Below are 25,124 nucleotides of genomic sequence, written 5' to 3' on the forward strand. Positions count from 1 at the left end.
GCCGCTTAGTTGAGTGTCGCCGCGGCAAGGATGGCACCATAGGGCGCTTGCTGAACCAGCAATGCCGCCGGACGCGTATCGGTCAGCGTCACCGTCAGCTGCAATGTGCCCTGCCCGTCCCAGTCCGCCACGCGGTCAATCTGCTCCACCACATTCGCATAATCCAGGCGTCGGCCCGCCAATTCTCCACGGGAGATATCGACCGTTTTCAGCGGCGCATAGCGCACCAGTTGTACCGAAATCGGACCGGACAGCACCGGTGCGACATCGGCGCGGCGCAGTTCTACAGCGATCCCGCCCGTGCCGCTTTGGGTGCCGTCGATGGTGATCGCAACCGGGGTTGGGCGTGCCTGATGCGCGGCGATGGTCTCGCTCAGCTTCATGGCATTCGCACCGACCACATCGTCCTGACCGTTCACGATCATCTGCGGTGTGTAGACCATCTGACGGCCACCTTCATGGGCGTAGCCTTTCTGACGGCGGGTGTGGGCCGGGTGGGCGAACTGATCTTTCCAGCCGATATAGTCCCAATAATCCACATGCAGCGCCAGGGGCAGCACATCCGACCGCGCTGTCAGCTGCTGTAACAACGCATCGGCTGGCGGACAGGAGGAGCAGCCCTGCGAGGTGAACAGCTCCACCACCACCAGATCCGTGGCCGGTCCACCGCTCTGGGCGGCGGCCCCAACTGGCAGCGCCATCCACGCGGCCATGACAAGCGATGCGAAAAATTTCATGCAACGAACCCTTTTTGCTCTGATCTACCGATGTAGCGGCGGCCGGCTGAAATGACCAATCAATCATTCTTGAGACCGTCGTGCGCAGGGCGATTTGAGGCGAAATGCGACGTTGGTGCAAATTTTGTGTACTATTGCATACAAAAATGCAGCCTGCGGCGTTTCAGCTATTGAATGCACGCCCGACCTGTTGCAGATAGCCGGTAGCGAATTCCCTGTATTCACATCCCAGAGGGAGGCCAAACATGCCTATCACCGTCGGACAGGACAATGCCAAGACGCGCCGCAAGCTGAGCGCGGGTGGCAAGTCGATCTCATATTACTCGATCCCCGCAGCCACCGAGGCCGGCCTTGGCGATTTTGCCAAACTGCCCGCCGCCCTGAAAGTGGTGCTGGAAAACATGCTGCGGTTTGAGGATGGCGGCTTCTCCGTCTCCACTGACGACATCAAGGCCTTTGCCGAATGGGGCGCCAACGGCGGCAAGAACCCGCGCGAAATCGCCTATCGTCCGGCCCGCGTGCTGATGCAGGATTTCACCGGTGTTCCCGCCGTTGTGGATCTCGCCGCCATGCGCGACGGCATCAAGGCGCTGGGGGGCGACGCCCAGAAGATCAACCCGCTGAACCCGGTTGATCTGGTCATCGACCACTCCGTCATGATCGACGAATTCGGCAACCCGCGCGCGTTCCAGATGAATGTCGACCGCGAATACGAACGCAACATGGAGCGGTACCAGTTCCTGAAATGGGGCCAGGGCGCGTTCAACAATTTCCGCGTTGTGCCTCCGGGCACCGGCATCTGCCATCAGGTGAACCTGGAATATCTCGCCCAGACCATCTGGTCGGATGAGGATCAGAACGGCGATATGGTTGCCTACCCTGACACGCTGGTCGGTACCGACAGCCACACCACCATGGTCAACGGCGCTGCCGTTCTCGGCTGGGGTGTAGGCGGTATCGAAGCTGAGGCCGCGATGCTGGGTCAGCCGATCTCCATGCTGATCCCTGAGGTTATCGGCTTTGAGCTGACCGGCGCCATGGTCGAGGGCACCACCGGCACCGACCTCGTGCTGAAGGTTGTGGAAATGCTGCGCGCCAAAGGTGTGGTTGGCAAGTTCGTGGAATTCTACGGCAAGGGTCTGGACACGCTGCCGCTGGCGGATCGTGCGACCATCGCCAACATGGCGCCCGAATATGGTGCGACCTGTGGCTTCTTCCCGATTGATGATGAGACCATCCGCTACCTGCGCAACACCGGCCGCGACGAAGATCGTATCGCGCTGGTCGAAGCCTACGCCAAGGAAAACGGCTTCTGGCGCGATGCGGATTATGCTCCGATCTACACCGACACGCTGAGCCTCGACATGGGCACCATCGTGCCTGCGATCTCCGGCCCGAAACGCCCGCAGGACTATGTTGCCCTGACGGGCGCCAAGGCTGCGTTCCGCAAGGAAATGGAAGAGACCTTTAAGCGTCCCATGGGCAAGGAAGTCGCCGTCAAAGGCGAAGACTACACCATGGAAAGCGGCAAGGTCGTGATCGCCTCGATCACCTCCTGCACCAACACATCCAACCCTTACGTGATGATCGGTGCGGGCCTTGTGGCGCGCAAGGCCGCAGCATTGGGTCTGGATCGCAAACCTTGGGTCAAAACCTCGCTTGCGCCCGGCTCGCAGGTGGTTTCCGCCTATCTAGAGGCCGCAAACCTTCAGGAAGATCTGGATAAGGTCGGCTTCAACCTGGTCGGCTATGGCTGCACCACCTGTATCGGCAACTCCGGCCCGATCCAGCAGGAGCTGTCAGACGCCATCGCCGAGGGTGATCTGGTCGCGACTTCCGTCCTGTCCGGCAACCGCAACTTCGAAGGCCGCATCAGCCCTGATGTGCGCGCCAACTACCTGGCCTCGCCGCCGCTGGTTGTCGCCTATGCGCTGGCGGGCACCATGGATATTGATCTGGCGACGGATCCGATCGCACAGGACAAGGACGGCAATGACGTCTACCTGAAAGACATCTGGCCGAGCCAGAAGGAGATCGCAGATCTGGTCGAAGCGACCGTGACCCGCGAAGCCTTCCTGTCGAAATATGCCGATGTGTTCAAAGGTGACGAGAAGTGGCAGGCGGTGGAAACCACCGATGCAGAAACCTACGACTGGCCTGCAGCCTCCACCTACATCCAGAACCCGCCCTACTTCCAGGGTATGGGTTCTGAGCCGGGCACCATCTCCAACATCAAGGACGCAAAACCGCTCTTGATCCTTGGCGATATGGTCACCACCGACCACATCTCGCCCGCAGGTTCCTTTGCAACCACCACCCCGGCTGGCCAGTATCTGCTGGACCGTCAGGTGCAACCGCGTGAGTTCAACTCCTACGGTTCGCGTCGTGGCAACCACGAGATCATGATGCGCGGCACCTTTGCCAATATCCGCATCAAGAACGAGATGCTGGACGGTGTCGAAGGTGGCTATACCAAAGGCCCCGATGGTCAGCAGACCTCTGTCTACGAGGCTTCCATGGCCTATCAGGAACAGGGTATCCCGCTGGTGGTCTTCGGTGGTGAGCAGTATGGCGCGGGTTCCTCGCGCGACTGGGCGGCCAAGGGTACAGCCCTGCTGGGCGTCAAGGCTGTCATCGCCGAGAGCTTTGAGCGGATCCACCGCTCCAACCTGGTTGGCATGGGCGTTATCCCGTTTGAGTTCACCGGCGGCGACACCCGCAAATCGCTGAACCTCACCGGGGATGAAACCGTCTCGATCCACGGTCTGGATACCATCAAACCTCAGGAAGAGGTCTCCTGCGACATCACCTATGGCGATGGCACAACCAAGACCATCACCCTGAAGTGCCGCATCGATACCGCGCCGGAAATTGAATATATCGAACACGGTGGCGTGCTGCACTACGTGCTGCGCAACCTCGCCAAATCGTAAAACCGGCGCAGGTTTCCTGCGACCCTAACACAGAAAACGGGCGCCATTGCGGTGCCCGTTTTTGTTCCCGTTAAATGACCCGCTCCCTGCACCCGCTTAAAGAGCATCGGCAATGGCAATTTCCCTTACGTCAACTTCCATCTGGACGGCGCACTGTTCAGCGGTCTAGCATTCATGTTGATGGTGGGCACTCCGCCGTACCCTTTCTTTGCGACAGTCGCCACCAACACACACTGCCACCCCCGGCAGAACAACAACCACAAACGGACAGCCCGTGACCAAGACCCCTGAAAAAGAAGCAATTGTTGTCACCGTAAAAGCAGTGCCCAGCCTGTTCGAGGAGTTGGTCGCAGCAACCCAGGCCATGATGCCGGAAACCCGCGCGTTTCCCGGCTGTATCGAGGCGCATCTGCTGCTGGCCCCAGAGCGCGAAGAGATGGTGATTTTTCAGATCTGGGAAAGCAGCGAAGCCCAGAACGCCTATCTGACCTGGCGTGCGGAACGGGGCGACTTTGAGCGCCTGGGCGAGCTGATCCACGATGAGCAGATCTTCCGCACCTATTCACTTGGCTGACACCAAAAAGCGGAGCCAAAAATGGCCCCGCTTGGGTCGATTTTCCGCCGCCTGCCTTGCGGAGCAGCGGGCCCGCATCAGTTCTGCGCCGCACGCTCCAGCGCCGGGCGCAGGGTGGTGTCGATCACCCGCTGCGTAATGGGACCGGCAAAGCGCAGGATAATGGTCCCCTCACCGTCGATCACATAGGTTTCCGGCACGCCATAGACGCCCCAGTCCAGCGCCATCCGGCCGGCCTCATCCCGGCCAATGGCACGATAGGGGTTGCCCAGCTCCTCAAGGAACCCAACCGCATTGTCTTCTTGATCCTTGTAGTTGACGCCATAGATCGCCAGCCCTTCCTCGGACAAGGCGTCAAGGCTCGGATGTTCCACCCGGCAGGGGCCGCACCAGCTGGCCCAGAAATTCACCAGTTTTACAGTGCCGTCACGCAAGGTCGCATCATCAAATCCGGGGTCGTCAGCAAAGCTGGTCAGCACAACCGGCGGCGCCGATTGCCCTTCACGCGCAGATGGCAGGCTTTCTGGATCGTTGCGAAACATGCCAGCAAAGGCCAGCGCAACAAAACTGCCAAAGACCAGAACGGGCAGCGCCATCACAGGAGAGATCTTAGCCACGGCGCGGTCCTCCCTGGCTTTGCATCTGCTGCTCCATCTCCTGCATCTGTCGCCGCACGCGGCGGCCACGAGCAAATGTCATCAGCAGCAGCGCCAACAATAGCAACAGGGAAGCGGCATAAGAGGACAGTACCTCAACCGCATATTTTCCAAGATCCGGCATCATGCTTGCATCCTTTCCCGCAGCATCAGGGCGCGCATCCGACGGGCGCGGATCTCTGTGCCGGTGCGATAGAGCACCAGCGCCAGAAACAAGAGACCAAAGCCAACCATACAAACATACAGCGGGTTGGAGAACGCATCCGCCACATTCTCCTCCTTGTCCAGCGACAGCGAGGCCCCTTGATGCAGCCCCTGGTTCCAGAAGTTGACCGCATAGCGGCTGAGCACCGCAAAGACCGAGCCGACCAGACATAGGATGGAGGTCAGATCAGCGGCAGTATCTGGGTCCTCAATCGCCTCCCAGAGGGCGATGTAGCCAAGGTAGAACAGGAACAGCACCAGAAAGGAGGTCAGCCGCGGATCCCATTCCCACCAGGTGCCCCACATCGGCTGCCCCCAAAGCGCCCCGGTGATCAGCGCAATCAGCGTCATCACCACCCCGATGGGGGCCGCAGCCTTCGCCGCCAGCGCGCTCACGTGATGGCGACGTACCACCCAGATCAGCGAGGCGACCAGCATCATGAACCAAGCATTGATCGCAATCAGTGCTGCGGGCACATGCAGGAAGATGATTTTGACGGTAGACCCCTGACGGTAGTCATCAGGCGTGAAAAAGAACCCCCAGATCAGCCCGACCGTGCACAGCACAGCGGCTGAGACCCACAGTGCAGGCATCACCCGTTCCGACGTGGTCAGAAACTTCTTTGGATTGGCGTATTCCCAGATCGACATAGTGGCTATTTAGCTCTTGCTTGAAGGGATCTCAATTCATTCATCCTAGCGCAAATTGACGCGCAGGACGGCGGCGCTGGCAAAGGGCAGCAGCGCCAGCGTGGCGGCCGAAATACCGGCCAGCATCAACAACGGCGTCTCCACCGCCATACCCGCGGCACCCCGCCGCGCGGCCTCTGCGCCGAAGATCAACGTCGGCACGTAAAGCGGCAGCACCAAGAGCGACATCAACAGCCCGCCCCGCTTCAGCCCCACTGTGAGTGCGGCGCCAAAGGTGCCGATCACCGACAGTGCAGGCGTGCCCAGCAGAAGCGAGACAACCAGCCACAGAAAGCCTTCGGTCGGCAGGTTGAGCAGCACGCCCAGCACAGGCGCCGCCAGCACCAGCGGCAGGCTGGTGGTGATCCAATGGGCCAGCGCCTTGATCGTCACCACCGCTTCCAGCGGCAGCGGAGCGGTGGCCATCAGATCCAATGTGCCATCCTCCCAGTCCAGCGCCAGCAGCCGGTCCAGCGACAACAGGCAGGCCAAGAGCGCACCAAGCCACAGCACACCGGGGGCAATGCGGCCCAGCAGCTCTGACTGCGGTCCGACCGAAAACGGCACCAGCACTGTAACAATCAGGAAAAACGCCAGCCCCAGGCCAAAGCCGCCGCCCGCGCGCAAGGCCAGCCGCAGGTCGCGCAGCAACAGCGCCCTCACAGGAAGGCTCCGTCGAAATTGTCCAGATCCGGCAGCTTGGCGCGAAACCGGCTGACGTCCAGCGTGTCGCCGTCAAGGCCAAGGTCGATATGGGTGGCAATCAACGCCGCACCGCCACCCGCAAGATGGCCCTGCACAACATTCGCAAACTGCTGCACCGAGGCCCGGTCCAGACTGACCGTCGGCTCATCCAATATCCAGTAACGCCGCCCGGTGACCATCAACCGCGCCAGCCCCAGACGGCGTTTCTGCCCGGCAGAAAGCGCCCCGGCCTGCCGATCACGCAGGGACCGCAAATCAAAGGCATCCAGCGCGTTGTCGATCTCATCCGTAGCAAAGATCGCCGCCCAGAACTTCAGGTTTTCCGCCACCGTCAGGGTCAGCTTGATCCCGTCGGCGTGGCCTGCATAGGCGATATCGTCGCCCTCGCCGGTCCCGTTCATTGTCACCTCACCGGCAAGCGGCGGTTGCAGCCCGGCAATGGTGCGCAGCAGCGTGGTCTTGCCACAGCCATTCGGCCCCCGCAGGATCAGTGCCCGCCCGGGCGTCAGCACAAAGCTCACCCCTTCCAGCACGGGCACGCCGCCGCGCGCGATGCTCAGCCCTGCAATGGTCACTGTCATGAAATCCGCCTACCTCTTTGGTTCTTGGTCGAAAAACCCGATCCCGCGCGGCCTGTCCTTGCGCCAGATCAAGCCTGTTTCCATCATGGACAGGTGATCAGACCGCAAGCGCCGCAAGGGCGATCCGGCGCCCTTCTGAGAGGAGGACGTTATAGGTCCGGCAGGCCGCGGGAGAGTTCATCGCCTCAACCCCAATTCCGGCCCCTTCCAGCTGCCGACGCAGGCTGGCCGGAATATGCGCGACCTCGGCGCCGGTGCCGATGAACAGCACATCCACCTCGCCGACAAGTGCCAACAGCGGGCCAGCGTCCTCATAGCCGCCCCAGCCAGTGGTCCCCATTGCCCCGGTCAGGATAGAACCGTGAAACACCTCACCGCCCACGCGAAAAAAACCCGGGCCGTAGCCGTCGATAGGCAGGGCGTCCGTATAGGCAACTTCGTTCAACCGCATGGCGTGCATCCTCTGTTCGTGGTCGGCGGTGGGCGCGTGGCGCGGCGCCCTGCCCGGCTGCATAACATGTCCGTCCCCCTGACAAAATACCAGCCCGGCTGAGACCCATAAAAAGAGGCCGCATCCCGGCGGGACGCGGCCTCTGACATGTCATACCTAAGCGGCGGCTCAGGCGTCGATATTGGCGAACTGGTTGCCGGTGGTGTTCGATGGCTTCGTCCAGTCACGCTTCACGCCCAGCCACAACAGGATGGTGGAGGCCACGAAGATCGACGAATAGGTGCCGATGATAACGCCCCAGATCATCGCAAAGACAAAGCCTCGGATCACATCCCCGCCCAGCACATAAAGCGAGATCAGCGCCAGTAAGGTGGTCACCGAGGTCATCACGGTCCGGCTGAGAGTCTCGTTGATCGAGATGTTCAGCACCTCGGCCAGCGGCTTCTTCTTGTAGCGACGCAGGTTTTCGCGCACCCGGTCAAACACCACCACAGTATCGTTCAGCGAATAGCCGACGATGGTCAGCAGCGCTGCGATGATCGCCAGGTCGAACTTGATCTGGAGTTCGGAGAAGACACCGATGGTCAGCACCACATCATGCACCAGCGCCGCGACGGCCCCCAGCGCAAACTGCCATTCAAAGCGCAGCCAGATGTAGATCAGAACCGCGCCAATCGCGAGCGCAACCGCCAGGACTGCCGTCTGCACTAGCTCGCCCGAGACCTTCGGCCCGACGGACTCCACCGACACGAATTTGATGCCCGGCGCCACCGCATCCAGCGCGGCATTCACCTCGGCAATCACCTCACCAGAGATCGACTCGCCATCAGCCTGCGCCTGAATACGCACCATGGCGACATGCTGATCCTCGGCAAATGTCGGATCAAACACCTCGCTGATGGTGATGTCACCCAGCTCCAGCGGCTCCAGCGCAGTCCGGTAGCTGCCCACGTCAATGTCCGTGGTGCTTTCGGTGCGGATGGTTGTACCGCCCCGAAAATCAATGCCGAAGTTCAGCCCCTGCAAGGCAAAGGAGGCAAAACCCACGACGATCATCAGGGCAGAGATGCCCAGCCACAGTTTCCAGCGCTTGAAGAAATCAAACGAGGTACTTTCGGGAATAAGTTTCAGCCGCATCTCACACCTCGATCGTTTTCGGACGACGCCGTTCAAACCACATCACAATGATCACCCGCGTCACAAAGATCGCGGTGAAGACGGACGTCATGATCCCCAGCCCCAGCGTGATCGCAAAGCCGCGCACCGGGCCGGAGCCCATGGCAAACAGGATCACCGCCGTGATGAAGGTGGTGATATTGGCGTCCAGAATGGCGCTCAGCGCCTTGGAGTAGCCCTCATCAATGGCCCGTGCAGGACCACGACCAGCCTTCAGCTCCTCCCGGATCCGTTCAAAGATCAGCACGTTGGCGTCGACCGCCATACCTACCGTCAGAACGATACCCGCAATCCCCGGCAGGGTCAGCGTTGCGCCAATCAGGCTCAGCGCGCCAAAGATCAGGCCGATGTTGAGGATCAGCGCGACATTTGCAAAGAGGCCAAACAGACCATAGCTTAGCGCCATGAAGACCAGCACCCCGACAAAGGCGACAATCGTCGCAACCTTACCGGCATCAATGCTGTCCTGACCCAGTTCCGGGCCGATCGTACGCTCTTCCAGGAATTCCAGCCCCGCAGGCAGGGCACCGGCACGCAGCAGGATCGCCATATTGGTGCTTTCCTCGATGGTGAAATTGCCGGTGATGATACCTGAGCCACCTGCGATATGGGCCTGGATGACCGGGGCGGAGACCACCTCTTCATCCAGTACAATCGCAAAGGGAGAGCCGATGTTCTCCGCCGTGTAGTCGCCGAACTTGCGCGCCCCTGTGGTGTTGAAGCGGAAGCTGACAGCCGGGCGGCCATTCTGATCAAACGACGGCTGCGCGTCCACCAGTTCCTCACCGGTCACAACCGGTGCGGCCTCGACGGTGTAGAACACGCCGTCCTCATCAAGCGACGGCACAACCTTGTTGCCCACGCCCGCATTGGAGTCTGCATCGCTGCCACGGCCCACAACCGGGTTAAAGGTCAGCTGAGCGGTGGTGCCGATGATTTCCTTCAGCTCAGACGCCGACCCGATGCCCGGCACCTGAATCAGGATCCGATCGCTGCCCTGGCGTTGAATGGTCGGCTCGCGCGTGCCCACCTCGTCAATCCGGCGGCGGATGATTTCCAGCGCTTGCCGCACCGTGCGATCATCAGAGGCCAGCTTTTCCTGCTCGCTCAGCTCCACGGTCAGAATGTCCCCGCTCCCGGACACGGTGATATCGGTGGCCCCGGCCCCGGTCAGGCTGGTGATCGGATTGGCCAGACCACGCACAACCTCCAGCGCGCGGGCCATGCCCTCGGGCTTGGAGATCTTCAAACGAATCTGCCCCTCCGGTGCCTGCTGGCGGCGGAAGGTGCCGACCTCACCACGCTCGGGCCGCAGCGCGTCACGCACCTCAGGCCAGAGCGCATCCATACGCGCGCCATAGACGTCGGCGACCTTCACCTCGGCCAGAAGATGCGCACCACCGCGCAGATCCAAGCCGAGGTTGACCAGCGACGACGGCATGAAGGACGGCCATTGGCCCGCCACCTCCAGCCGCTCGGGGCTCTCGCCCTTGGCGATTATTTCGGCGGCGGCGTCGTTGGCCTGCTCGACGCGCGTGTAAAACGCATTTGGCAGGGCAAGCAAAAGGCCGGTCACACAGACCAGCCAGATGAGAACCCGCTTCCAGAGATCAATTTGCAGCATTGCCCTGCCTTTTCAGTTGGTTAAGCGGGGCTACTTACGCTGCCGGCTCGGTCTTGTTCAGAACCTGTGCGATGGTGGTTTTGATCACGCGGATTTTCACACCCTCGGCGATTTCCACTTCGATTTCGCCGTCATCCTTGACCTTGGCCACCTTGCCGATGATGCCACCCTGGGTCACCACCTGATCGCCACGGCGCAGTGCTTCGACCATCGACTGATGCGTCTTCAGCTTTTTCTGCTGCGGACGGATCAGCAGGAAGTACATGATACCAAAGATCAGAATGAGCGGGAGAAATTGGGCGAGTGCGCCACCTTCCATGGGATATTCCTTCTGTGTGACAGGCGCTTGAGACGCCCTTAATTTTGCAGGGGAACCTATGCGCAGAAAGGGCCACTTGCAAGGCTAAGGGAGCCTTATCTGATACCGCAAACGCCGTTGACCCGATGCAGGCGCGGCGAGAGGGTGATCGCATATTTATATCGAGGCTATTTTAGTGCTGGATACCTATCTGACCATCGTCAGCCACCCGCTGTTATTCACCTTCATTGCGCTTTGCGGTGGCGTCTACGCGCTGCTCTGGGCAATCAGCCTTAAGCCCACCACACTCCCGCAACTATTGGCTTGGCTGCGCCAGCACTACGTCATGGCGCTGCTGATCGTGGTTAGTCTGCTCTTTGTCCTCGCGATGACCTTCTATCTGGTCGAAATCGGGCTGAGCGTGCGTCGCCTTGTCGATCTTCTGGGGAACGAACTTGCCAAAGCAGAGCCGCAGGCCGAAGCGCTACGCTTTCTCGCTCACAGCATCGGCATCCTCGTCGCCATACTCGCAGGCTCCGCCACCATATTCTTTGCCTCAATCCGGGTGTGGACGAATGAACGAAACACGACGGCCACCGAACAGGGGCTGATCACCGACAGGATCAACAAGGCCGTTGAGGGTTTGGGGGCTGAGAAGACGGTGAAGCAGCAAAGACAGGATTCCGAAGGTGCTTTGCTCTATGAAGATGATGCGAATGGTGAGCCGGATCTGAAAAAGCCGATCATGGCGGAAATCACCAAACCAAACATCGAAGTCCGAATTGGGTCGATCTTAGCGCTGGAGAGACTGGCGAAAGAGAATTTGGAATTTCACATCCAGATTGTGGAAATCCTTTGTGCCTATGTCCGAAATAACGTGCCCTGTGACGATCCCAGCCCCACAGGGAAGCTGGAAAGAGTTCCGCCATTGAGGGACGACATCCAAATGGCCATAAAAGCAATTGGCCGACGTGGACAGAAGGGAAAACAAGCAGAAGCTTTGCTGCGCTTCAGACTGGACCTGCGCAGTTGCAATCTTTCTGGTGCCGACTTCGCTACACGCGATTATTCTGGAGCGATGTTCCACCACAGTCTCATTGAGGGCGCTAATTTTACGAGGGCGAATTTCCAAGGCGCTGAGTTGAGCTACTGCACTCTAAACTATTCAAGATTTCTGGATTGTGATCTGACAGGCGCGAACCTAGCACACGCGACACTTAACCGGTCGGCAGGCCCGATTCACTATAATAATCTTGGATGGGCAACTCTGCGGGGGCTTAATGTCTCAGCTGCTGATTTATCAGGTGTATTCAGCCTCGGCGACAACATCCAGATGAATACGATTTTCGGCACGAGTGATACCAAACTCCCGGAACGCTATACTAGCCCAAACAGAACTGGCAGCATTTCTGAACTTAGGATGGAATTGGAGTATGCAAAAGATGACGGAGAGGCCGAGCGCGCGGATGACCTGTTACGTAAATTGTCTGAAAAAGGATTTAAGTCTTGGTCACCATATAGTTCTGACGACGGTGTAACCCACTCTCTCTACAACGACCTTATGATCAAACTGGACCTCTGCCACTTCCCCTTTCATGGAAGACACAAGTGAGCGAATAAGTTCGCCAACCACTAGCGCCCCCTTCCCCTTCCCGCCCCCATCCGGCATATGCTGGCGGCACTGATTCAACGCTTTAGGAGCACCCCCATGCATGACATCCGCGCGATCCGCGAGAACCCTGCCGCTTTTGACGCCGCTTTGGCGCGGCGTGGGGATGCGGCGATGTCTTCTGACATCCTGGCGCTGGATGAATCCCGCCGGGCCAAGATCCAGGCGGCTGAAACCGCGCAGGCCGATCAGAACAAGGCGGCCAAGGCCATTGGCGCGGCCAAGGCCAAGGGGGATGACGCCGAATTCGAACGTCTGCGCGCCGAGGTGGCCGGCAAGAAAGCCGAAGTCGCCGCCCTGCAGACCGAGGCCAAGGAGCTGGACGCCAAGCTCACCGACGTGCTGGCCCGCATTCCCAACCTGCCGGCCGAGGACGTGCCAGCGGGCGCGGATGAGGACGACAATGTCGAGGTCAGCAAATGGGGGGCGATCCCCAATTTCACCTTCGACCCCAAAGAACACTTTGAGATCAAGGGCGTCGCGGCGGCGATGGACTTTGAAACCGCCGCGAAGATCTCCGGCTCCCGCTTTGTCCTGCTGAAGGGCGCCGTGGCCCGCATCCACCGCGCGCTGGCGCAGTTCATGGTCGACACCCATGTCGATGAGAACGGCCTCACCGAGGTAAACTCCCCGGTACTGGTGCGTGATGAGGCGATGTATGGCACCGATAAGCTGCCCAAATTCGGCGATGACAGCTATCAGACCACCAATGGCTGGTGGCTGGTGCCCACCTCCGAGGTGCCGCTGACCTATTCCGTCGCGGGCGACACGCTGGACGAGGCCGCCCTGCCGATCCGCATGACAGCCCATACGCTCTGCTTCCGCTCCGAGGCGGGCAGCGCGGGCAAAGACACCTCCGGCATGCTGCGCCAGCACCAGTTTGAGAAGGTGGAGATGGTTTCCATCGTGCATCCGACCCAATCCGATGATGAGCAAAAGCGGATGCTGCGCTGCGCGGAAGGTCTCTTGGAGAAGCTGGGCGTGCCCTATCGCACCGTGGTGCTCTGCACCGGGGACATGGGCTTTGGCGCGCGCCGCACCTTTGACATTGAGGCCTGGGTGCCCGGTCAGAACACCTACCGCGAGATTTCCTCTGTCTCCACCACCGGTGATTTCCAGGCCCGTCGCATGAATGCGCGGTTTAAACCGGCCGATGGCGGCAAACCGGAATATCTGCACACGCTGAACGGCTCTGGGCTGGCTGTCGGGCGCTGCCTGATTGCGGTGCTGGAAAACGGTCAGCAGGAAGACGGCTCCGTCAAACTGCCCGAGGTTCTGGCCCCCTATCTGGGCGGTCGTTTGACCCTGACGGCGGAGGGGGCGTTGGTTTAACAACTGCGCGCAACCTATTAATAAAAAGTAAAAAAACCGACGCCTTACAGCGTCGGTTTTTCTTTGTTCTCATTATAGCGTCCCGGCGGCGCTATTTCTTTTTCTTAGGTTTCGCAGCAGCACCCGGATCAGGTTGCTTTTTGGCCAGGGATTTCTTGGCCGCGTCTTTCTTGGCTGACGCCTTCTTGGTCGGGTCCTTCTTGGATGGGTCTTTCTTGCCGCTGTCCTTCTTAGGTGCCTCTTTCTTCGGGTTGTGCTTGGCCTCAAGGATGGCCTTCGCCTTGGCCTTTTCCTTCTCAATCGCGCGTTTGGCCTTGGCCTTCACCCGCTTGGCCTTCGCCTTGGCTTTCACCTTTGCGGCAGCAAATTCCTCAGCAAGCGCAGCGGCTTTCTTCGCGGATTTTTTGGCTTTCAGCACAGCTTTTTCGGCCTTGGCCTCTGCCGCACGACGGGCAGCCTCAGCCGCGGCCAGCGCGGAGCTGAGCTTTTCCGCCTCAGCGCGGTCAACGGGCTGCTCCTGCGCTGCACCATTCGGCATCGCTGGAGCATCCCCATTGGCACGGCGGGCAGGTTTGCCTTGCTCTGGGCTGGTTTCCCCATGGGCTTTCTTTGCTTCTGCGGACAATCTCGCCGCGCGCAGCTTGCCGATCCGTGGGATTTTGCTCAGCTCCTGCGGCGATTTCCCTGCCACCGCCTCTATCGTGGCGTAGCCATGGTCAGTCAGAACCCGCGCCAGCGCGGGGCCGACACCGGGAAGTTTGGCGATGGATGTCATGAAGGCTCCTGCGTATTGGTTCGCCCTGCTGCCCTGGCCAGCGCCCCCTGCGCATTGCCCGGTGGGAATGGCACCAGCCGCTGTTGGTCTTCGTCCCAGAGCTTCAGCCCCAGAGCGCGGATCGCCTCGCCAAATCCAATGCGACGCGGCGCAATCTCGGGCGGCAGATTATGGTGACAGCGGCGCAGCCGGTAGCTGGGAATGCGGGCGTTGAAATGGTGAATGTCATGCAGCGTGATATTGGCGACTGCAAAGTCAAAAAACCAGCCAAAATCGAGACAGGAGGACCCCTGAAGCGCTGCAACCTGCGGATTGAGGTCGGGCCGACGATCCCAATAGGTGTCTTCAAAATTATGCTGCAGATAGACCAGAAACACACCGATCATCCCACCGAGAAACGAAAATCCCAGCCAGATCAGCACGCCAGTTGTCCCCGCAATGGCATAAAGCAGCCCAAGCAGCAGCAGAATGACGACGTTGTGCAGAACCACCCCCAAGGCGCCAAACCGCAGCGTGTTCTTTGGCCAGCGGTAGCGGATAAAATAAGTGAACGCCGCCCCAAACGGCACCAGCACAAGCGGATTGCGATAGAGCCGATAAGCCAATCGCTGCGCCCATCCCGCCGCCTGCCATTCGCGCAGGGTCATGGTGTGGATCTCGCCGGATTCGCGGTGCTCCAGATTGCCGACATAGGCGTGATGCTCATTGTGGTTCTGCTTCATCACCTCAAACGGGGCAAAGGTGAAGGGCGACAGCACATGACCGGCAAGCTCATTCTGGAGGCGCGTTTCAAACAGCGACTGATGGCCGGTATCATGTTGCAGCACGTAAAGCCGCACCGCCGCAAAGGCAAAAACCACCCCCGCAGGCAGCATCAGATACCAGATCTCAGCGTGGCGGATCGCCACCGTCAGCGCGAGGAAATAGACCGCAAATGTCCCGAAATAGCTGAGCGCGGCCAGCCGGTTGTCTTTCTCGCAATAGGTCCGCGTATATGCTCTCAAATCCATGGGATGTTCCCTAGAGACGCCGTGTGACACTGCCGTGACGCCAGATCTCAGCACATGGCCGATAACCTCGCGATATCCCGAACCGTCACGGTTCATATCCCGGCGTCTGCCCTGCCTGTGCCGATCCGGTCCCTGTGCCCGGCCCAGTCACACCCCAGTTCTGCAAGACACGCGCCCCATCTTTCAATAACCTATGGTGAAGCCTAGCAAAGCCAATGGCTTGCGGTCAAATCCTGCCGATACCGCAGGCGCAAACCTGCCCCAGCCATGAAAAAAGGCAGCCCCCAAGGTGGGAGGCCGCCTGATAATTTGACCAGAAACAGGCGCGCGCTTAGTTGCGGCGGCCTTCCAGATGTTTGCGCAGCTTCGACGGCGGCGCCTTCTTCTTACCCTTGTAGGGATTCTTGTCCGACTGCGAGCGCAGCGTCAGACGGATCGGCGAGCCGGGCATATCAAAATCCTGCCGCAGCCCGTTGACCAGATAGCGATTGTAGCTCTCGGGCATCTTGTCGGGATGTGAACACATCACCACAAAGCCCGGCGGACGGGTCTTCGCCTGGGTCATATAGCGCAGCTTGATCCGCTTGCCCTGCGGGGCGGGCGGCGGGTGCTGTTCCAGCATTCCCGTCAGCCAGCGGTTCAGCGCCGCGGTGGGCACCCGGCGGTTCCAGACGTCATAGGCGCGCATGATCGCTGCGTGCAGACGATCCAGCCCCTTGCCGGTCTTCGCCGAAACCGTGATCAGTGGTGCACCGCGCAGCTGCGGCAGCAACCGATCAAAGGCTTCCTTGAGGTTGCGCAGCTTTTCCTGCTTCTCATCCTCAATGTCCCATTTGTTGACCGCAACCACCACCGCGCGGCCTTCCCGCTCGGCCAGATCGGCAATCCGCAGATCCTGCTGTTCAAACGGGATCGCCGCATCCAGCAGGACCACCACCACCTCGGCAAATTTCACCGCGCGCAGACCGTCGGAGACGGAGAGCTTCTCCAGCTTTTCCTGCACCTTGGCCTTCTTGCGCATGCCAGCAGTATCGAAGATGCGCATCGGCACATCCTGCCAGTCGATCTGAAGCGAAATCGCATCGCGGGTGATCCCGGCCTCAGGCCCGGTCAGCAGGCGGTCCTCACCCAGAATCTTGTTGATCAGGGTGGATTTGCCCGCATTGGGACGTCCGACAACAGCCACCTGCAACGGTTTGTTGCGGGTTGGCATCGGCACCGACAGATCGTCTTCGTCGGCGTCTTCGTCCAGAACGACGTCGATCTCGGGGCTGTCGTCCTCGGCGCGTTTTTCAAACTCATCCGCCAGCGGCATCAGCTGCGAATAAAGGTCATTCAGACCTTCGCCATGCTCACCGGACAGGCGGATCGGCTCCCCCAGACCCAGGCCCCAGGCATCCAGCACACCGGCATCGGCGGCGTTGCCCTCAGCCTTGTTGGCGGCCAGAATCACATGGGCGGATTTCTTGCGCAGGATCTCTGCAAACATCTGGTCCACCGGGGTCACGCCAACGCGGGCATCCACCATGAACAGACAGATATCAGCCATATCAACCGCCCGCTCGGTCAGGCGGCGCATCCGCCCTTCCAGCGAGTTGTCGGTGGCATCTTCCAGACCGGCGGTGTCCACCACGGTAAAGCGCAGGTCGCCGAGACGCGCTTCCCCTTCGCGCAGATCGCGCGTGACGCCGGGCTGGTCATCCACCAGCGCCAGCCGCTTGCCGACGAGACGATTGAACAATGTGGATTTGCCCACATTCGGGCGGCCCACAATAGCGAGGGTAAAAGACATCAGACCAACTTTCTGCGATTCAGACGCGCCCCATAGCGCATCTGCGCGCGCCCTGCCAGAGCACATCGCTGCGTAAATCTCTCCTACCGCATCAAAGCGCTATCGGAAAGCGTGCAATTCACCCTTGGTGGAGACAACATAAAGCGTCCCATTCGCCACAACGGGCGCGGTGCTGGCGCCGCCGGGCACCGCCACACTGCGCAGCAGCGCGCCGCTTTCAGGGCTGAAGAAGCGCAACAGCCCGTCGTTGGAGGCCACCACCACCTGACCACCAGCCAGAACTGGCCCGTGATGGGCCACCACTGCGCCGCGTTTGCGGGGTTTATCCTTGAGGTATCCGGGCAGGTTCGTGGCCCAGATCGCCGCGCCACTGTCCGCATCCAGCCGCACCAATTGGCCAAGGTCGCTGATCAGGAATACATTGCCCGCAACCGCCCAGACCGGATCCACCGCCCCATGGGGCGCGGTCCACAACCGGTCGCCGGAGCCAAGGTCAAAGGCCGCTGTTCGCCCGGACTGGTTGCCCACATACATCCGGTTGCCGGACACAACAGGCGCGCCGGTGACATCACTGATCCGGGAAATGGTCCGGCCAATCCGCTTACCCGCCACGGAGGCGTTCCAGCGCCGCAGGCCGCCCTTGCGGAAGGTCGCGGTCAGATCACCCGAGCCAAAGGCGAAGATCGCCAGATCAGAGGTGACCGCAGGCGCCGGTGCGCCCAGAATGTTCGAGGGGCTGGGGGTGGCCTGAACCTGCCAGGCAATACGACCATCCTTTGCGTGTACCGCCCAGCCGGTATCATCTCCGGCCACCAGATAGACCAGACCGTCGCGCACCGTGGGCTGACCGGAGCCGGTGGCCTCCAGCTCCTGCCGCCAGATGGTTGCTCCGCTGGCCGCATCCAGCGCGGTCAGCACGCCATAGCCGGACGAGACATAAAGCACGCCACCGTCGTAGGCCAAACCGCCACCGGTGGCCTGCCCTGAGCTGTCAGACGCAGGCAACAACTCGCTTTGCCACTGCAACGCCCCGGCTGGGCTGACGGCCGAAACCCTGGCGCCGCTGTCCAGCGTGTAGATACGCCCATCGCCCACAACCGGTGTCGCGGTGATGCGCTGGCGGCGGCTGTCACCGTCGCCGATCGAGGTGGACCAGATTGCGTGCGGCGCAGCGGCCAACGCCGGATGTACAGGGCGCAGCCCCTCAACGCCCGGCCCCTGTGGCCAGCTGGCATTGTTGCGTGTTGCAGGCAGCGCAATGGCGCGGGTCTCATTGCTGACAACCGTGACGCTGTCATCGCGCAGATCCAAACGCTCGCCGCGCAGGATGACCTCAGGCTCGGCGCAGGCGGACAGGATCAACGCCAATGCGGTTCCCGTCAGAATGCCCCTCGCGCTCCAAAAGCTTGTTACTGCCATCATTGCCCTGCCCCATTACTGCACTTTTACTGCACGTTTGTCGTGGCGCCAATCGGCGCCGAATTGATCTTAGCCTTCTGTCGCCGATACCGGCTCCAGCGCTCCCCCAAGCGCCACAATCACTTGCGAAGCACGGTCTTTCAAGTCCGAGGTGACACCGGCGGAGGCAATAATCTCCTGCAACCGCGTAATGGCGGCTTCTGTGTTGTCCTCTTCGATATCAATCAGTGCCAGCTGTTCCTGTGCCAGTAGCGCCAGCGGCGCACCGGGTTGGGCCAGCGCCTCGAACTGAATCCGGCGATCTGCCGCTGGCAGGCTCTCCTGCTGCAGGCCAAGCGCCTTGAACGTCGCGATGTGACGATAGATCAGTGGCATCTCACCGTTGCGCGCAACCGCATTCAGCCGTTCAACAGCCGCCGCACGGTCTCCGGCATCCGCCAAAGCACCCGCCTGCAACAGCTTCAAAACGGTATCGCCACCTGTGGTCTCAGCGGTGATCGCATCCAGGGCCGTCGCCCGTGCCGCACTGTCATCACTGTCCAGCGCCGCAATCATCTGATCGCCAAGCGCCTGGGATGCCGCTTCGGTCTGGGCCCGGTTATATTCGCGCAAGGCGGCGCCACCGACGATCAACACCACCGCAATGCCGCCAATCCAGCCATAACGTTTGAGCATCTTGAACAGGCGATCGCGGCGGACCTCTTCTGTCACCTCATCGATAAAGCTGTCGGTGTCGCTCATGAAAATGTCCCTGGCAGATCCCGCAACCGCCCCCGCAGTCGCCGGAAAGTTTCCTGTGTTCTGCTTCTCTTACAGTGCAACCGATGCCAAGCCAAGTGGCCCTGATACCCCGGTATGGGCACAAACCGCTCCAAAAAGGCAAAAAATGTGAACTGAACTACAGAGTTTAGTATGGACAATACTTATATCGCCCATATCACTTAGCGCCAGTTCGCCCGAACATGCCCATTAATGGTATGATTGTTGAGTGGCTCTATATGTCCCGAATGGGATGACTATGTATTAGGAAGGCCCAAGATGCGTGTAATTCCACTGATGACTGCTGCTGTTGTGACGGCAGGCCTGTATTATGCCGTGATTGAGCGGGATGCGCTTCTGGCCTTTGCCCGTGGCGAGCAGGTCAGCGATGAGACCGCATCCTCTGATGTCTCCGAGCCGACCGATGCATCCGCAACAACCGCCGCAGCAGCAGAAGCTGTGGCCCCGCAAGCCGCCGACGCTGACAAGGCCGACAATTCAGGCGTCCGAGTGGTTGCCCTGCGCAGCACCGCCCGCGGCATCGACAGCGCGGTTGTACTGCGCGGGCAGACGCAGGCTATTCGCCAGGTCGAAGTCCGCTCCGAAACCACCTCCACCGTGCTGTCCGAACCGCTGCGCAAAGGCGCGCAGGTGAAGGCGGGCGATCTTCTGTGCAAACTGGATCCCGGCACCCGCCCCTCCACCCTGTTGGAGGCCAAGGCCCGGCTGAGCGAGGCGAAAATCCGCGTTCCCGAGGCGCAGGCCCGTCTGGACGAGGCCCGCGCCCGCCTCAAGGAAGCGCAGATCAACCTGACAGCAGCCGCCAAACTCTCCGAAGGTGGCTTTGCCTCCGAAACCCGCCTGGCCTCCTCCCAGGCCGCAGAGCGCTCGGCCGTGGCTGGCGTGGCCACTGCGGAAACCGGTCTGGAGACCACCAGTGCGGGGATTGAGGCAGCCTCAGCCCAAGTCGCCGCCGCCGAGAAGGAACTGGCGCGTCTGGATATTCTGGCCCCCTTCGACGGGCTACTGGAAAGCGACACCGCCGAGCTGGGCAGCCTGATGCAGCCCGGCAGCCTCTGTGCGACCGTGATCCAGCTGGAGACCATCAAACTGGTTGGCTATGTGCCTGAAACCGAGGTGAACCGCGTCACCATCGGGGCGGGCGCGCGCGCTGAGCTGGCCAATGGCCGCAATGTTGAGGGCAAGGTGACCTTTATCAGCCGCTCCGCAGACCCGACCACCCGCACGTTTGAGGTGGAAATCACCGTGCCCAACCCGGATCTGGCGATCCGCGACGGCCAGACCGCCGACATCGTGATCTCTGCCGAAGGCTCCAAGGCCCACTACCTGCCGCAGTCGGCGCTGACCCTGAATAACGACGGTCAATTGGGCGTGCGTGTGGTAGAAGACGACATGACCGTCGGGTTCTACCCCATCCAGCTGCTGCGCGACGAAGCAAGCGGCGTTTGGCTGGGCGGCCTGCCGGAACAGGCCGATGTGATTGTTGTGGGACAAGATTTTGTTGTTGCGGGCGTCTCTGTTGCGCCCACCTATAAAGAGGTATCCCAATGACCGGTATCGTCAGCTGGGCCGCAGAACGGGCCCGTATGATCCTGGCATTCATTGCCATCTCGCTGCTGGTCGGCGGCTTTGCCTATGCCAGCCTCCCGAAAGAGGGCGAGCCGGACATCGAAATCCCGGCTCTGTTCATCTCTGTCCCCTTCCCCGGCATCTCTGCTGAGGATGCCGAAACGCTGCTGGTCAAGGTGATGGAGACCGAGCTGGCTGATCTGGACGGGCTCGACAAAATGTCCTCCACCGCCGCCGAAGGCTATGGCGGTGTGGCGCTGGAGTTCGATTTCGGCTGGGACAAGACCGCCATCATGGCCGACGTCCGCGATGCGATGGATGCCGCCGAGGCGGATTTCCCCGAGGGGGCAGAGAAATATTCGATCAACGAGATCAACTTCTCCGAATTCCCTATCGTCATTGTCAACCTGACCGGCGCCGTGCCGGAACGCACAATGGCGCGGATCGCCAAGGATTTGCAGGACAATCTTGAGGCCTTGGAACCGGTGCTTGAGGCCGGGATCGCCGGCAACCGCGACGAGATGGTCGAGGTGCTGATCGACCCCCTGCGGCTGGAGGCTTATAACGTCACGGCGCTTGAGCTGATCACCGTTGTGCAGAACAACAATCAGTTGATCGCAGCGGGCGAGGTCGAGAGCAATCAGGGCACCTTCTCGGTAAAGATCCCCTCCTCCTTTGACGACGTGCGCGATATCTATGAACTGCCGATCAAGACCAATGGCGACCGCGTGGTCACGCTTGGCGAGCTGGCAACCATCAACTTCACCTTCGAGGACCGTCGCGGCACCGCCCGGTTCAACGGTAAGGACACCGTTGCCCTGCAGGTGGTGAAGCGGAAAGGCTACAACCTGATCGACACCGTTGATCTGGTGAAGGAAACGCTGGCTGAAGCAAAAACCAAATGGCCACCGGAATTGACGGCAGCCGTCTCCGTCGGCACCTCAAATGACCAAAGCCGCGTCGTGGCCTCCATGGTCGGCCAGCTGGAAGGCTCGGTTCTGACCGCCGTCGCACTGGTGATGATTGTGGTGCTGTCAGCGCTTGGCAGCCGGGCGGCCCTGCTGGTCGGCTTTGCGATCCCGACCTCCTTCCTGCTGTGCTTTGCGCTGCTGGCTGTGATGGGGATCAGCATCTCCAACATCGTGATGTTTGGTCTGATCCTCGCGGTGGGCATGCTGGTGGATGGCGCCATCGTGGTGGTGGAATACGCTGACAAACGCATCAAGGAAGGCACCGGCCCGATGCACGCCTATGTCGAGGCGGCACAGCGCATGTTCTGGCCGGTGGTCTCCTCCACCGCGACCACGCTCTGTGCGTTCCTGCCGATGCTGTTCTGGCCCGGCGTTCCCGGTGAGTTCATGGGCATGCTGCCAGTCACGCTGATCTTCGTTCTGTCGGCGTCGCTGGTGGTGGCGCTGATCTACCTGCCCGTCATGGGCGGCGTCACCGGCCGGATGAGCCGCCTGTTTGAAAACCTCTCCGATGGGTTGCGCGCCGTTGCGCCCTGGTGGCTGCGCGCGGCGCTGGTGCCCGTGATGCTCTGGGGCATGTTTGCAGGCGCAATGCAGATGCTGAACGGCGGCTACCTGCTGCCTGCGGATGTGCCGGATGTGGCCGCGCTGATCTTCGGCGCGCTGGTCTTCGTGCTGGCCTCCTTCGGCGCCTCTGTCACGCTGGGCGCTACCAGCCTGCAACGGTCGGAAAAATCGGTCAACGCCGGCTACAAACACACGCCCTTTGGCCATTTCATTAAGTTCATCGTCGGCAATCCGGTGATGCCCCTTGTTGCGATCGGGGCTGTTGCCTTCTCCATCATGACCGTTTTCACGCTGTTCTCGACCAACAACTACGGCGTTGAGTTCTTTGTCGAATCTGAACCGGAACAGGCCACCGCCTATGTCCGGGCACGCGGCAATACCTCGCTGATGGAAGAGGACGAGATGGTGCGCCAGACCGAACAGGTCATCCTGTCGCATCCGGCGGTGGTCAATGTCTTCTCCTTCGCAGGTGAAGGCGGGCTGAACACCGATGCCTCCGGCGCGCAGACACCGCCCGACACCGTGGGTCAGGTACAGTTTGAGATCATCCCTTGGGAGGATCGCCCGACCCAGACTGAAACCTGGTTCAACGGCTGGTTCACCCGTGAGGTCACAGCAACCGATTTCGACGGTGACACCGTGATCGAGGAGATCAATACCGAGCTGGCAAAACTGCCCGGTTTCGAGGCTGAGATCCGCGCATTGGCGCAGGGGCCTGCCTCTGGCAAGCCGATCCATCTGCGCCTGAAGGGCGACAGCTGGGACACGCTGACCGCCGCCACACAAACTGCCCGCGCCCGGTTTGATGAAACCCCCGGTCTGGATCTGATCGAGGACAGCCTGCCCCTGCCCGGCATTGACTGGCAGATCGACGTCGACGTCGAAAAGGCCGGCCGCTACGGCGCCGATGTCGCCACTGTTGGCGCCATGGTGCAGCTGGTCACCCGCGGGATCCTTCTGGATACCATGCGCGTCGACAGCTCGGATGAGGAGATCGAAATCCGCGTCCGCCTTCCGGAGGAGGACCGCGTGCTCTCCACTCTGGATGTGATGAAACTGCGCACCGAGGATGGCCTAGTGCCGCTGTCGAACTTCATCTCCCGCCAGCCGGTGCCGAAGCTGGAACAGATCAACCGTGTCCAGCAGCAGCGTTACTATGACGTGAAGGCGGATATCGAACCCGGCCTCTCGAAGGTGATCATCACCGGCGAGGACAGCGGTGCAGAAGAAACGCTGGCCTATGTCAAATCCTTCGCCGAGGGCAGCGACACCAGCGCCAGCGACCTGACCGGGCCAAGCGGTGCACCGCTGAAGCTGCGCAGCCTCGCCAGCGCCGACAGTCTTGAGGCGGTGCAGACCGCGCTGGACGATGACGCTCGCGTTGTCGCCCTCAATGCCAATGAACGCATCGCCGCCCTGACGGAATGGCTGAACACCGACCCGCTGCCCAAGGACATCACATGGGAATGGACCGGTGATCAGGAAGAACAGGCCGAATCCGGTGCCTTCCTTATGAAAGCCTTCGCCGGTGCCTTGGCGCTTATGTTCGTGATCCTGCTGGCCCAGTTCAACAGCTTCTACAACTCGGTCCTGGTGCTTCTGGCGGTGGTGCTCTCCACCACTGGCGTGCTGATCGGCATGATGGTGATGCAGCAGCCGTTCTCGATCATCATGACCGGCACCGGTATCGTCGCGCTGGCGGGGATCGTGGTGAACAACAATATCGTTCTGATCGACACCTATCAGGAATACGCCCAGAAGATGCCGCGGATCGAGGCGATCATTCGCACCGCTGAGGCCCGCATTCGCCCGGTTCTCCTGACCACCATCACCACGATGGCAGGTCTTGCGCCGATGATGTTCGGGCTCAGCCTCGACTTCATCAATGGCGGCTACTCGATCGACAGCCCGACCTCGCTGTGGTGGAAGCAGCTGGCAACGGCAGTGGTCTTTGGCCTTGGCATCGCTACGGTCCTGACGCTGCTGGTCACGCCGTCACTGCTGGCGATCCGGGTCTGGCTCTGGATCTACGTAGGTGCGCTTGGCCGCTTGCTGGCCCGGCTCACCCGTGGCCGGTCCAGCCGGATTGCCCGGGATATGCGGCTGGCCACCAAGGCCCGCACCCTGCCCACCACGGAAATCCTGTGGGAGGCTGAACCGAACCCGGACAGCCCCCCGGCCAAGACCACAACGCGCGACGACCGCGAAACCCCGCCGTCAACACCGCTTCGCGCCGCTGAATAACCTGACAACGCCCCGCCCTCGCGGGGCGTTGTTCGTTTCAGCAGGCAGATCACCACCGCCAGAGCCCCCCAGCAGAAAGGACCCAGCCCATGCCCGATTTCAACGATATGTTTGAATTGACCATCGCCGATGTCGACCTGATCGAGGCCGCGCTGCAACGCACCCGCGACAGCCTGGCCGATGCCAACCAGCAGGCGCAGGGCATCGCCGGTCACAGCCGCGAGGACAGCCTGCGCCAGATCCATGATCTGCTCGGACGGCTACACAATCAGAAGATTTTCTACAAACCCAAGGACGGGGTCTACGTCAGCGGTTAGACGCGCAGACGCAGGCCCCGTTGATGCAAACCCCATAATACCGGATATCC

The 25,124-nt window shown here is 60.9% G+C and carries 22 protein-coding genes; 7 read left to right on the top strand and 15 right to left on the bottom strand.

Annotated elements, in window-relative coordinates; all coding sequences use genetic code 11:
* Window positions 1-5: 5 nt before the first annotated feature.
* Window positions 6-737 carry a thioredoxin family protein gene (locus D1820_RS05010; protein ID WP_118068080.1) on the bottom strand — a complete coding sequence of 244 codons (732 nt, stop codon included), beginning with the start codon at window positions 735-737 and terminating at the stop codon, window positions 6-8.
* Window positions 738-982: 245 nt separating this feature from the next.
* Between D1820_RS05010 and acnA the strand changes: the two genes are divergently transcribed.
* Entirely contained in the window at window positions 983-3,670 is a 2,688-nt protein-coding gene (gene acnA / locus D1820_RS05015; RefSeq protein ID WP_096871517.1) for an aconitate hydratase AcnA, read from the top strand.
* A gap of 274 nt (window positions 3,671-3,944) precedes the next feature.
* Window positions 3,945-4,244 (top strand): putative quinol monooxygenase, encoded by a 300-nt coding sequence (locus D1820_RS05020; protein ID WP_096789288.1) that lies wholly within the window; start codon window positions 3,945-3,947, stop codon window positions 4,242-4,244.
* A 77-nt stretch (window positions 4,245-4,321) separates the two neighbouring features.
* On the opposite strand, the gene D1820_RS05025 is transcribed toward D1820_RS05020, so the two are convergent.
* From D1820_RS05025 to yajC, 9 genes are all read right to left on the bottom strand, one after another.
* Window positions 4,322-4,861, bottom strand: a complete 540-nt coding sequence (locus D1820_RS05025; protein ID WP_040178697.1) for a DsbE family thiol:disulfide interchange protein — start codon at window positions 4,859-4,861, stop codon at window positions 4,322-4,324.
* Window positions 4,854-5,024 carry a heme exporter protein CcmD gene (ccmD, locus tag D1820_RS05030; RefSeq protein ID WP_040169641.1) on the bottom strand — a complete coding sequence of 57 codons (171 nt, stop codon included), beginning with the start codon at window positions 5,022-5,024 and terminating at the stop codon, window positions 4,854-4,856. The genes D1820_RS05025 and ccmD overlap by 8 nt, the downstream gene beginning before the upstream one ends.
* Window positions 5,024-5,755 carry a heme ABC transporter permease gene (locus tag D1820_RS05035; RefSeq protein ID WP_040169524.1) on the bottom strand — a complete coding sequence of 244 codons (732 nt, stop codon included), beginning with the start codon at window positions 5,753-5,755 and terminating at the stop codon, window positions 5,024-5,026. Before D1820_RS05035 ends, ccmD begins: the two co-directional genes overlap by 1 nt.
* Window positions 5,756-5,800: 45 nt before the next feature.
* Window positions 5,801-6,457 carry a heme exporter protein CcmB gene (gene ccmB, locus D1820_RS05040; RefSeq protein WP_102896843.1) on the bottom strand — a complete coding sequence of 219 codons (657 nt, stop codon included), beginning with the start codon at window positions 6,455-6,457 and terminating at the stop codon, window positions 5,801-5,803.
* The gene (gene ccmA, locus D1820_RS05045; protein WP_118068081.1) at window positions 6,454-7,080 is read right to left on the bottom strand and encodes a heme ABC exporter ATP-binding protein CcmA; all 627 of its coding nucleotides are present in this window, start codon (window positions 7,078-7,080) and stop codon (window positions 6,454-6,456) included. The genes ccmB and ccmA overlap by 4 nt, the downstream gene beginning before the upstream one ends.
* A gap of 97 nt (window positions 7,081-7,177) precedes the next feature.
* A complete protein-coding gene (locus D1820_RS05050) occupies window positions 7,178-7,531 on the bottom strand; it encodes an Mth938-like domain-containing protein (RefSeq protein ID WP_118070043.1) in 354 nt (117 codons plus the stop codon).
* Window positions 7,532-7,699: 168 nt separating this feature from the next.
* The gene (gene secF, locus D1820_RS05055; RefSeq protein ID WP_096871521.1) at window positions 7,700-8,668 is read right to left on the bottom strand and encodes a protein translocase subunit SecF; all 969 of its coding nucleotides are present in this window, start codon (window positions 8,666-8,668) and stop codon (window positions 7,700-7,702) included.
* 1 nt (window position 8,669) lies between these two features.
* Window positions 8,670-10,331, bottom strand: a complete 1,662-nt coding sequence (secD, locus tag D1820_RS05060) for a protein translocase subunit SecD (RefSeq protein WP_118068082.1) — start codon at window positions 10,329-10,331, stop codon at window positions 8,670-8,672.
* 34 nt (window positions 10,332-10,365) lie between these two features.
* Entirely contained in the window at window positions 10,366-10,650 is a 285-nt protein-coding gene (gene yajC / locus D1820_RS05065) for a preprotein translocase subunit YajC (RefSeq protein WP_040169532.1), read from the bottom strand.
* Window positions 10,651-10,825: 175 nt separating this feature from the next.
* On the opposite strand from yajC, the gene D1820_RS05070 reads away from it, so the two are divergent.
* Together D1820_RS05070 and serS are read left to right on the top strand one after the other, a co-directional pair.
* The gene (locus D1820_RS05070) at window positions 10,826-12,241 is read left to right on the top strand and encodes a pentapeptide repeat-containing protein (RefSeq protein WP_118068083.1); all 1,416 of its coding nucleotides are present in this window, start codon (window positions 10,826-10,828) and stop codon (window positions 12,239-12,241) included.
* 96 nt (window positions 12,242-12,337) lie between these two features.
* Window positions 12,338-13,630 (top strand): serine--tRNA ligase, encoded by a 1,293-nt coding sequence (serS, locus tag D1820_RS05075; protein ID WP_118068084.1) that lies wholly within the window; start codon window positions 12,338-12,340, stop codon window positions 13,628-13,630.
* Between the two features lie 91 nt (window positions 13,631-13,721).
* Here the strand turns inward: serS and D1820_RS05080 are convergent, their stop codons facing one another.
* From D1820_RS05080 to D1820_RS05100, 5 genes are all read right to left on the bottom strand, one after another.
* Entirely contained in the window at window positions 13,722-14,405 is a 684-nt protein-coding gene (locus D1820_RS05080; protein ID WP_118068085.1) for a helix-hairpin-helix domain-containing protein, read from the bottom strand.
* Complete coding sequence (locus D1820_RS05085) at window positions 14,402-15,415, bottom strand: fatty acid desaturase (protein WP_118068086.1); 1,014 nt, start codon at window positions 15,413-15,415, stop codon at window positions 14,402-14,404. The genes D1820_RS05080 and D1820_RS05085 overlap by 4 nt, the downstream gene beginning before the upstream one ends.
* 331 nt (window positions 15,416-15,746) lie before the next feature.
* Window positions 15,747-17,207: a ribosome biogenesis GTPase Der gene (der, locus tag D1820_RS05090; RefSeq protein ID WP_040169646.1), complete on the bottom strand. Its 1,461-nt coding sequence runs from the start codon at window positions 17,205-17,207 to the stop codon at window positions 15,747-15,749.
* 99 nt (window positions 17,208-17,306) lie between these two features.
* Complete coding sequence (locus D1820_RS05095; protein WP_118068087.1) at window positions 17,307-18,629, bottom strand: PQQ-like beta-propeller repeat protein; 1,323 nt, start codon at window positions 18,627-18,629, stop codon at window positions 17,307-17,309.
* Between the two features lie 66 nt (window positions 18,630-18,695).
* On the bottom strand, window positions 18,696-19,367 hold the full coding sequence (locus D1820_RS05100; RefSeq protein ID WP_118068088.1) for a tetratricopeptide repeat protein: 672 nt from the start codon (window positions 19,365-19,367) through the stop codon (window positions 18,696-18,698).
* Between the two features lie 297 nt (window positions 19,368-19,664).
* Here D1820_RS05100 and D1820_RS05105 point away from each other — a divergent pair, with 297 nt between their 5' ends.
* The 3 genes from D1820_RS05105 to D1820_RS05115 all read left to right on the top strand — a co-directional run bounded on the left by D1820_RS05105 (window position 19,665) and on the right by D1820_RS05115 (window position 25,074).
* Window positions 19,665-20,957 (top strand): efflux RND transporter periplasmic adaptor subunit, encoded by a 1,293-nt coding sequence (locus tag D1820_RS05105; RefSeq protein ID WP_118068089.1) that lies wholly within the window; start codon window positions 19,665-19,667, stop codon window positions 20,955-20,957.
* Window positions 20,954-24,757, top strand: coding sequence for an efflux RND transporter permease subunit (locus D1820_RS05110; RefSeq protein ID WP_118068090.1), 3,804 nt, complete (start codon window positions 20,954-20,956; stop codon window positions 24,755-24,757). The genes D1820_RS05105 and D1820_RS05110 overlap by 4 nt, the downstream gene beginning before the upstream one ends.
* A gap of 89 nt (window positions 24,758-24,846) precedes the next feature.
* Window positions 24,847-25,074 (top strand): hypothetical protein, encoded by a 228-nt coding sequence (locus D1820_RS05115; protein WP_024096937.1) that lies wholly within the window; start codon window positions 24,847-24,849, stop codon window positions 25,072-25,074.
* The last annotated feature ends 50 nt before the right edge of the window (window positions 25,075-25,124 follow it).

It is taken from the genome of Phaeobacter sp. LSS9, from assembly GCF_003443595.1.
Lineage (GTDB): Bacteria > Pseudomonadota > Alphaproteobacteria > Rhodobacterales > Rhodobacteraceae > Phaeobacter > Phaeobacter piscinae.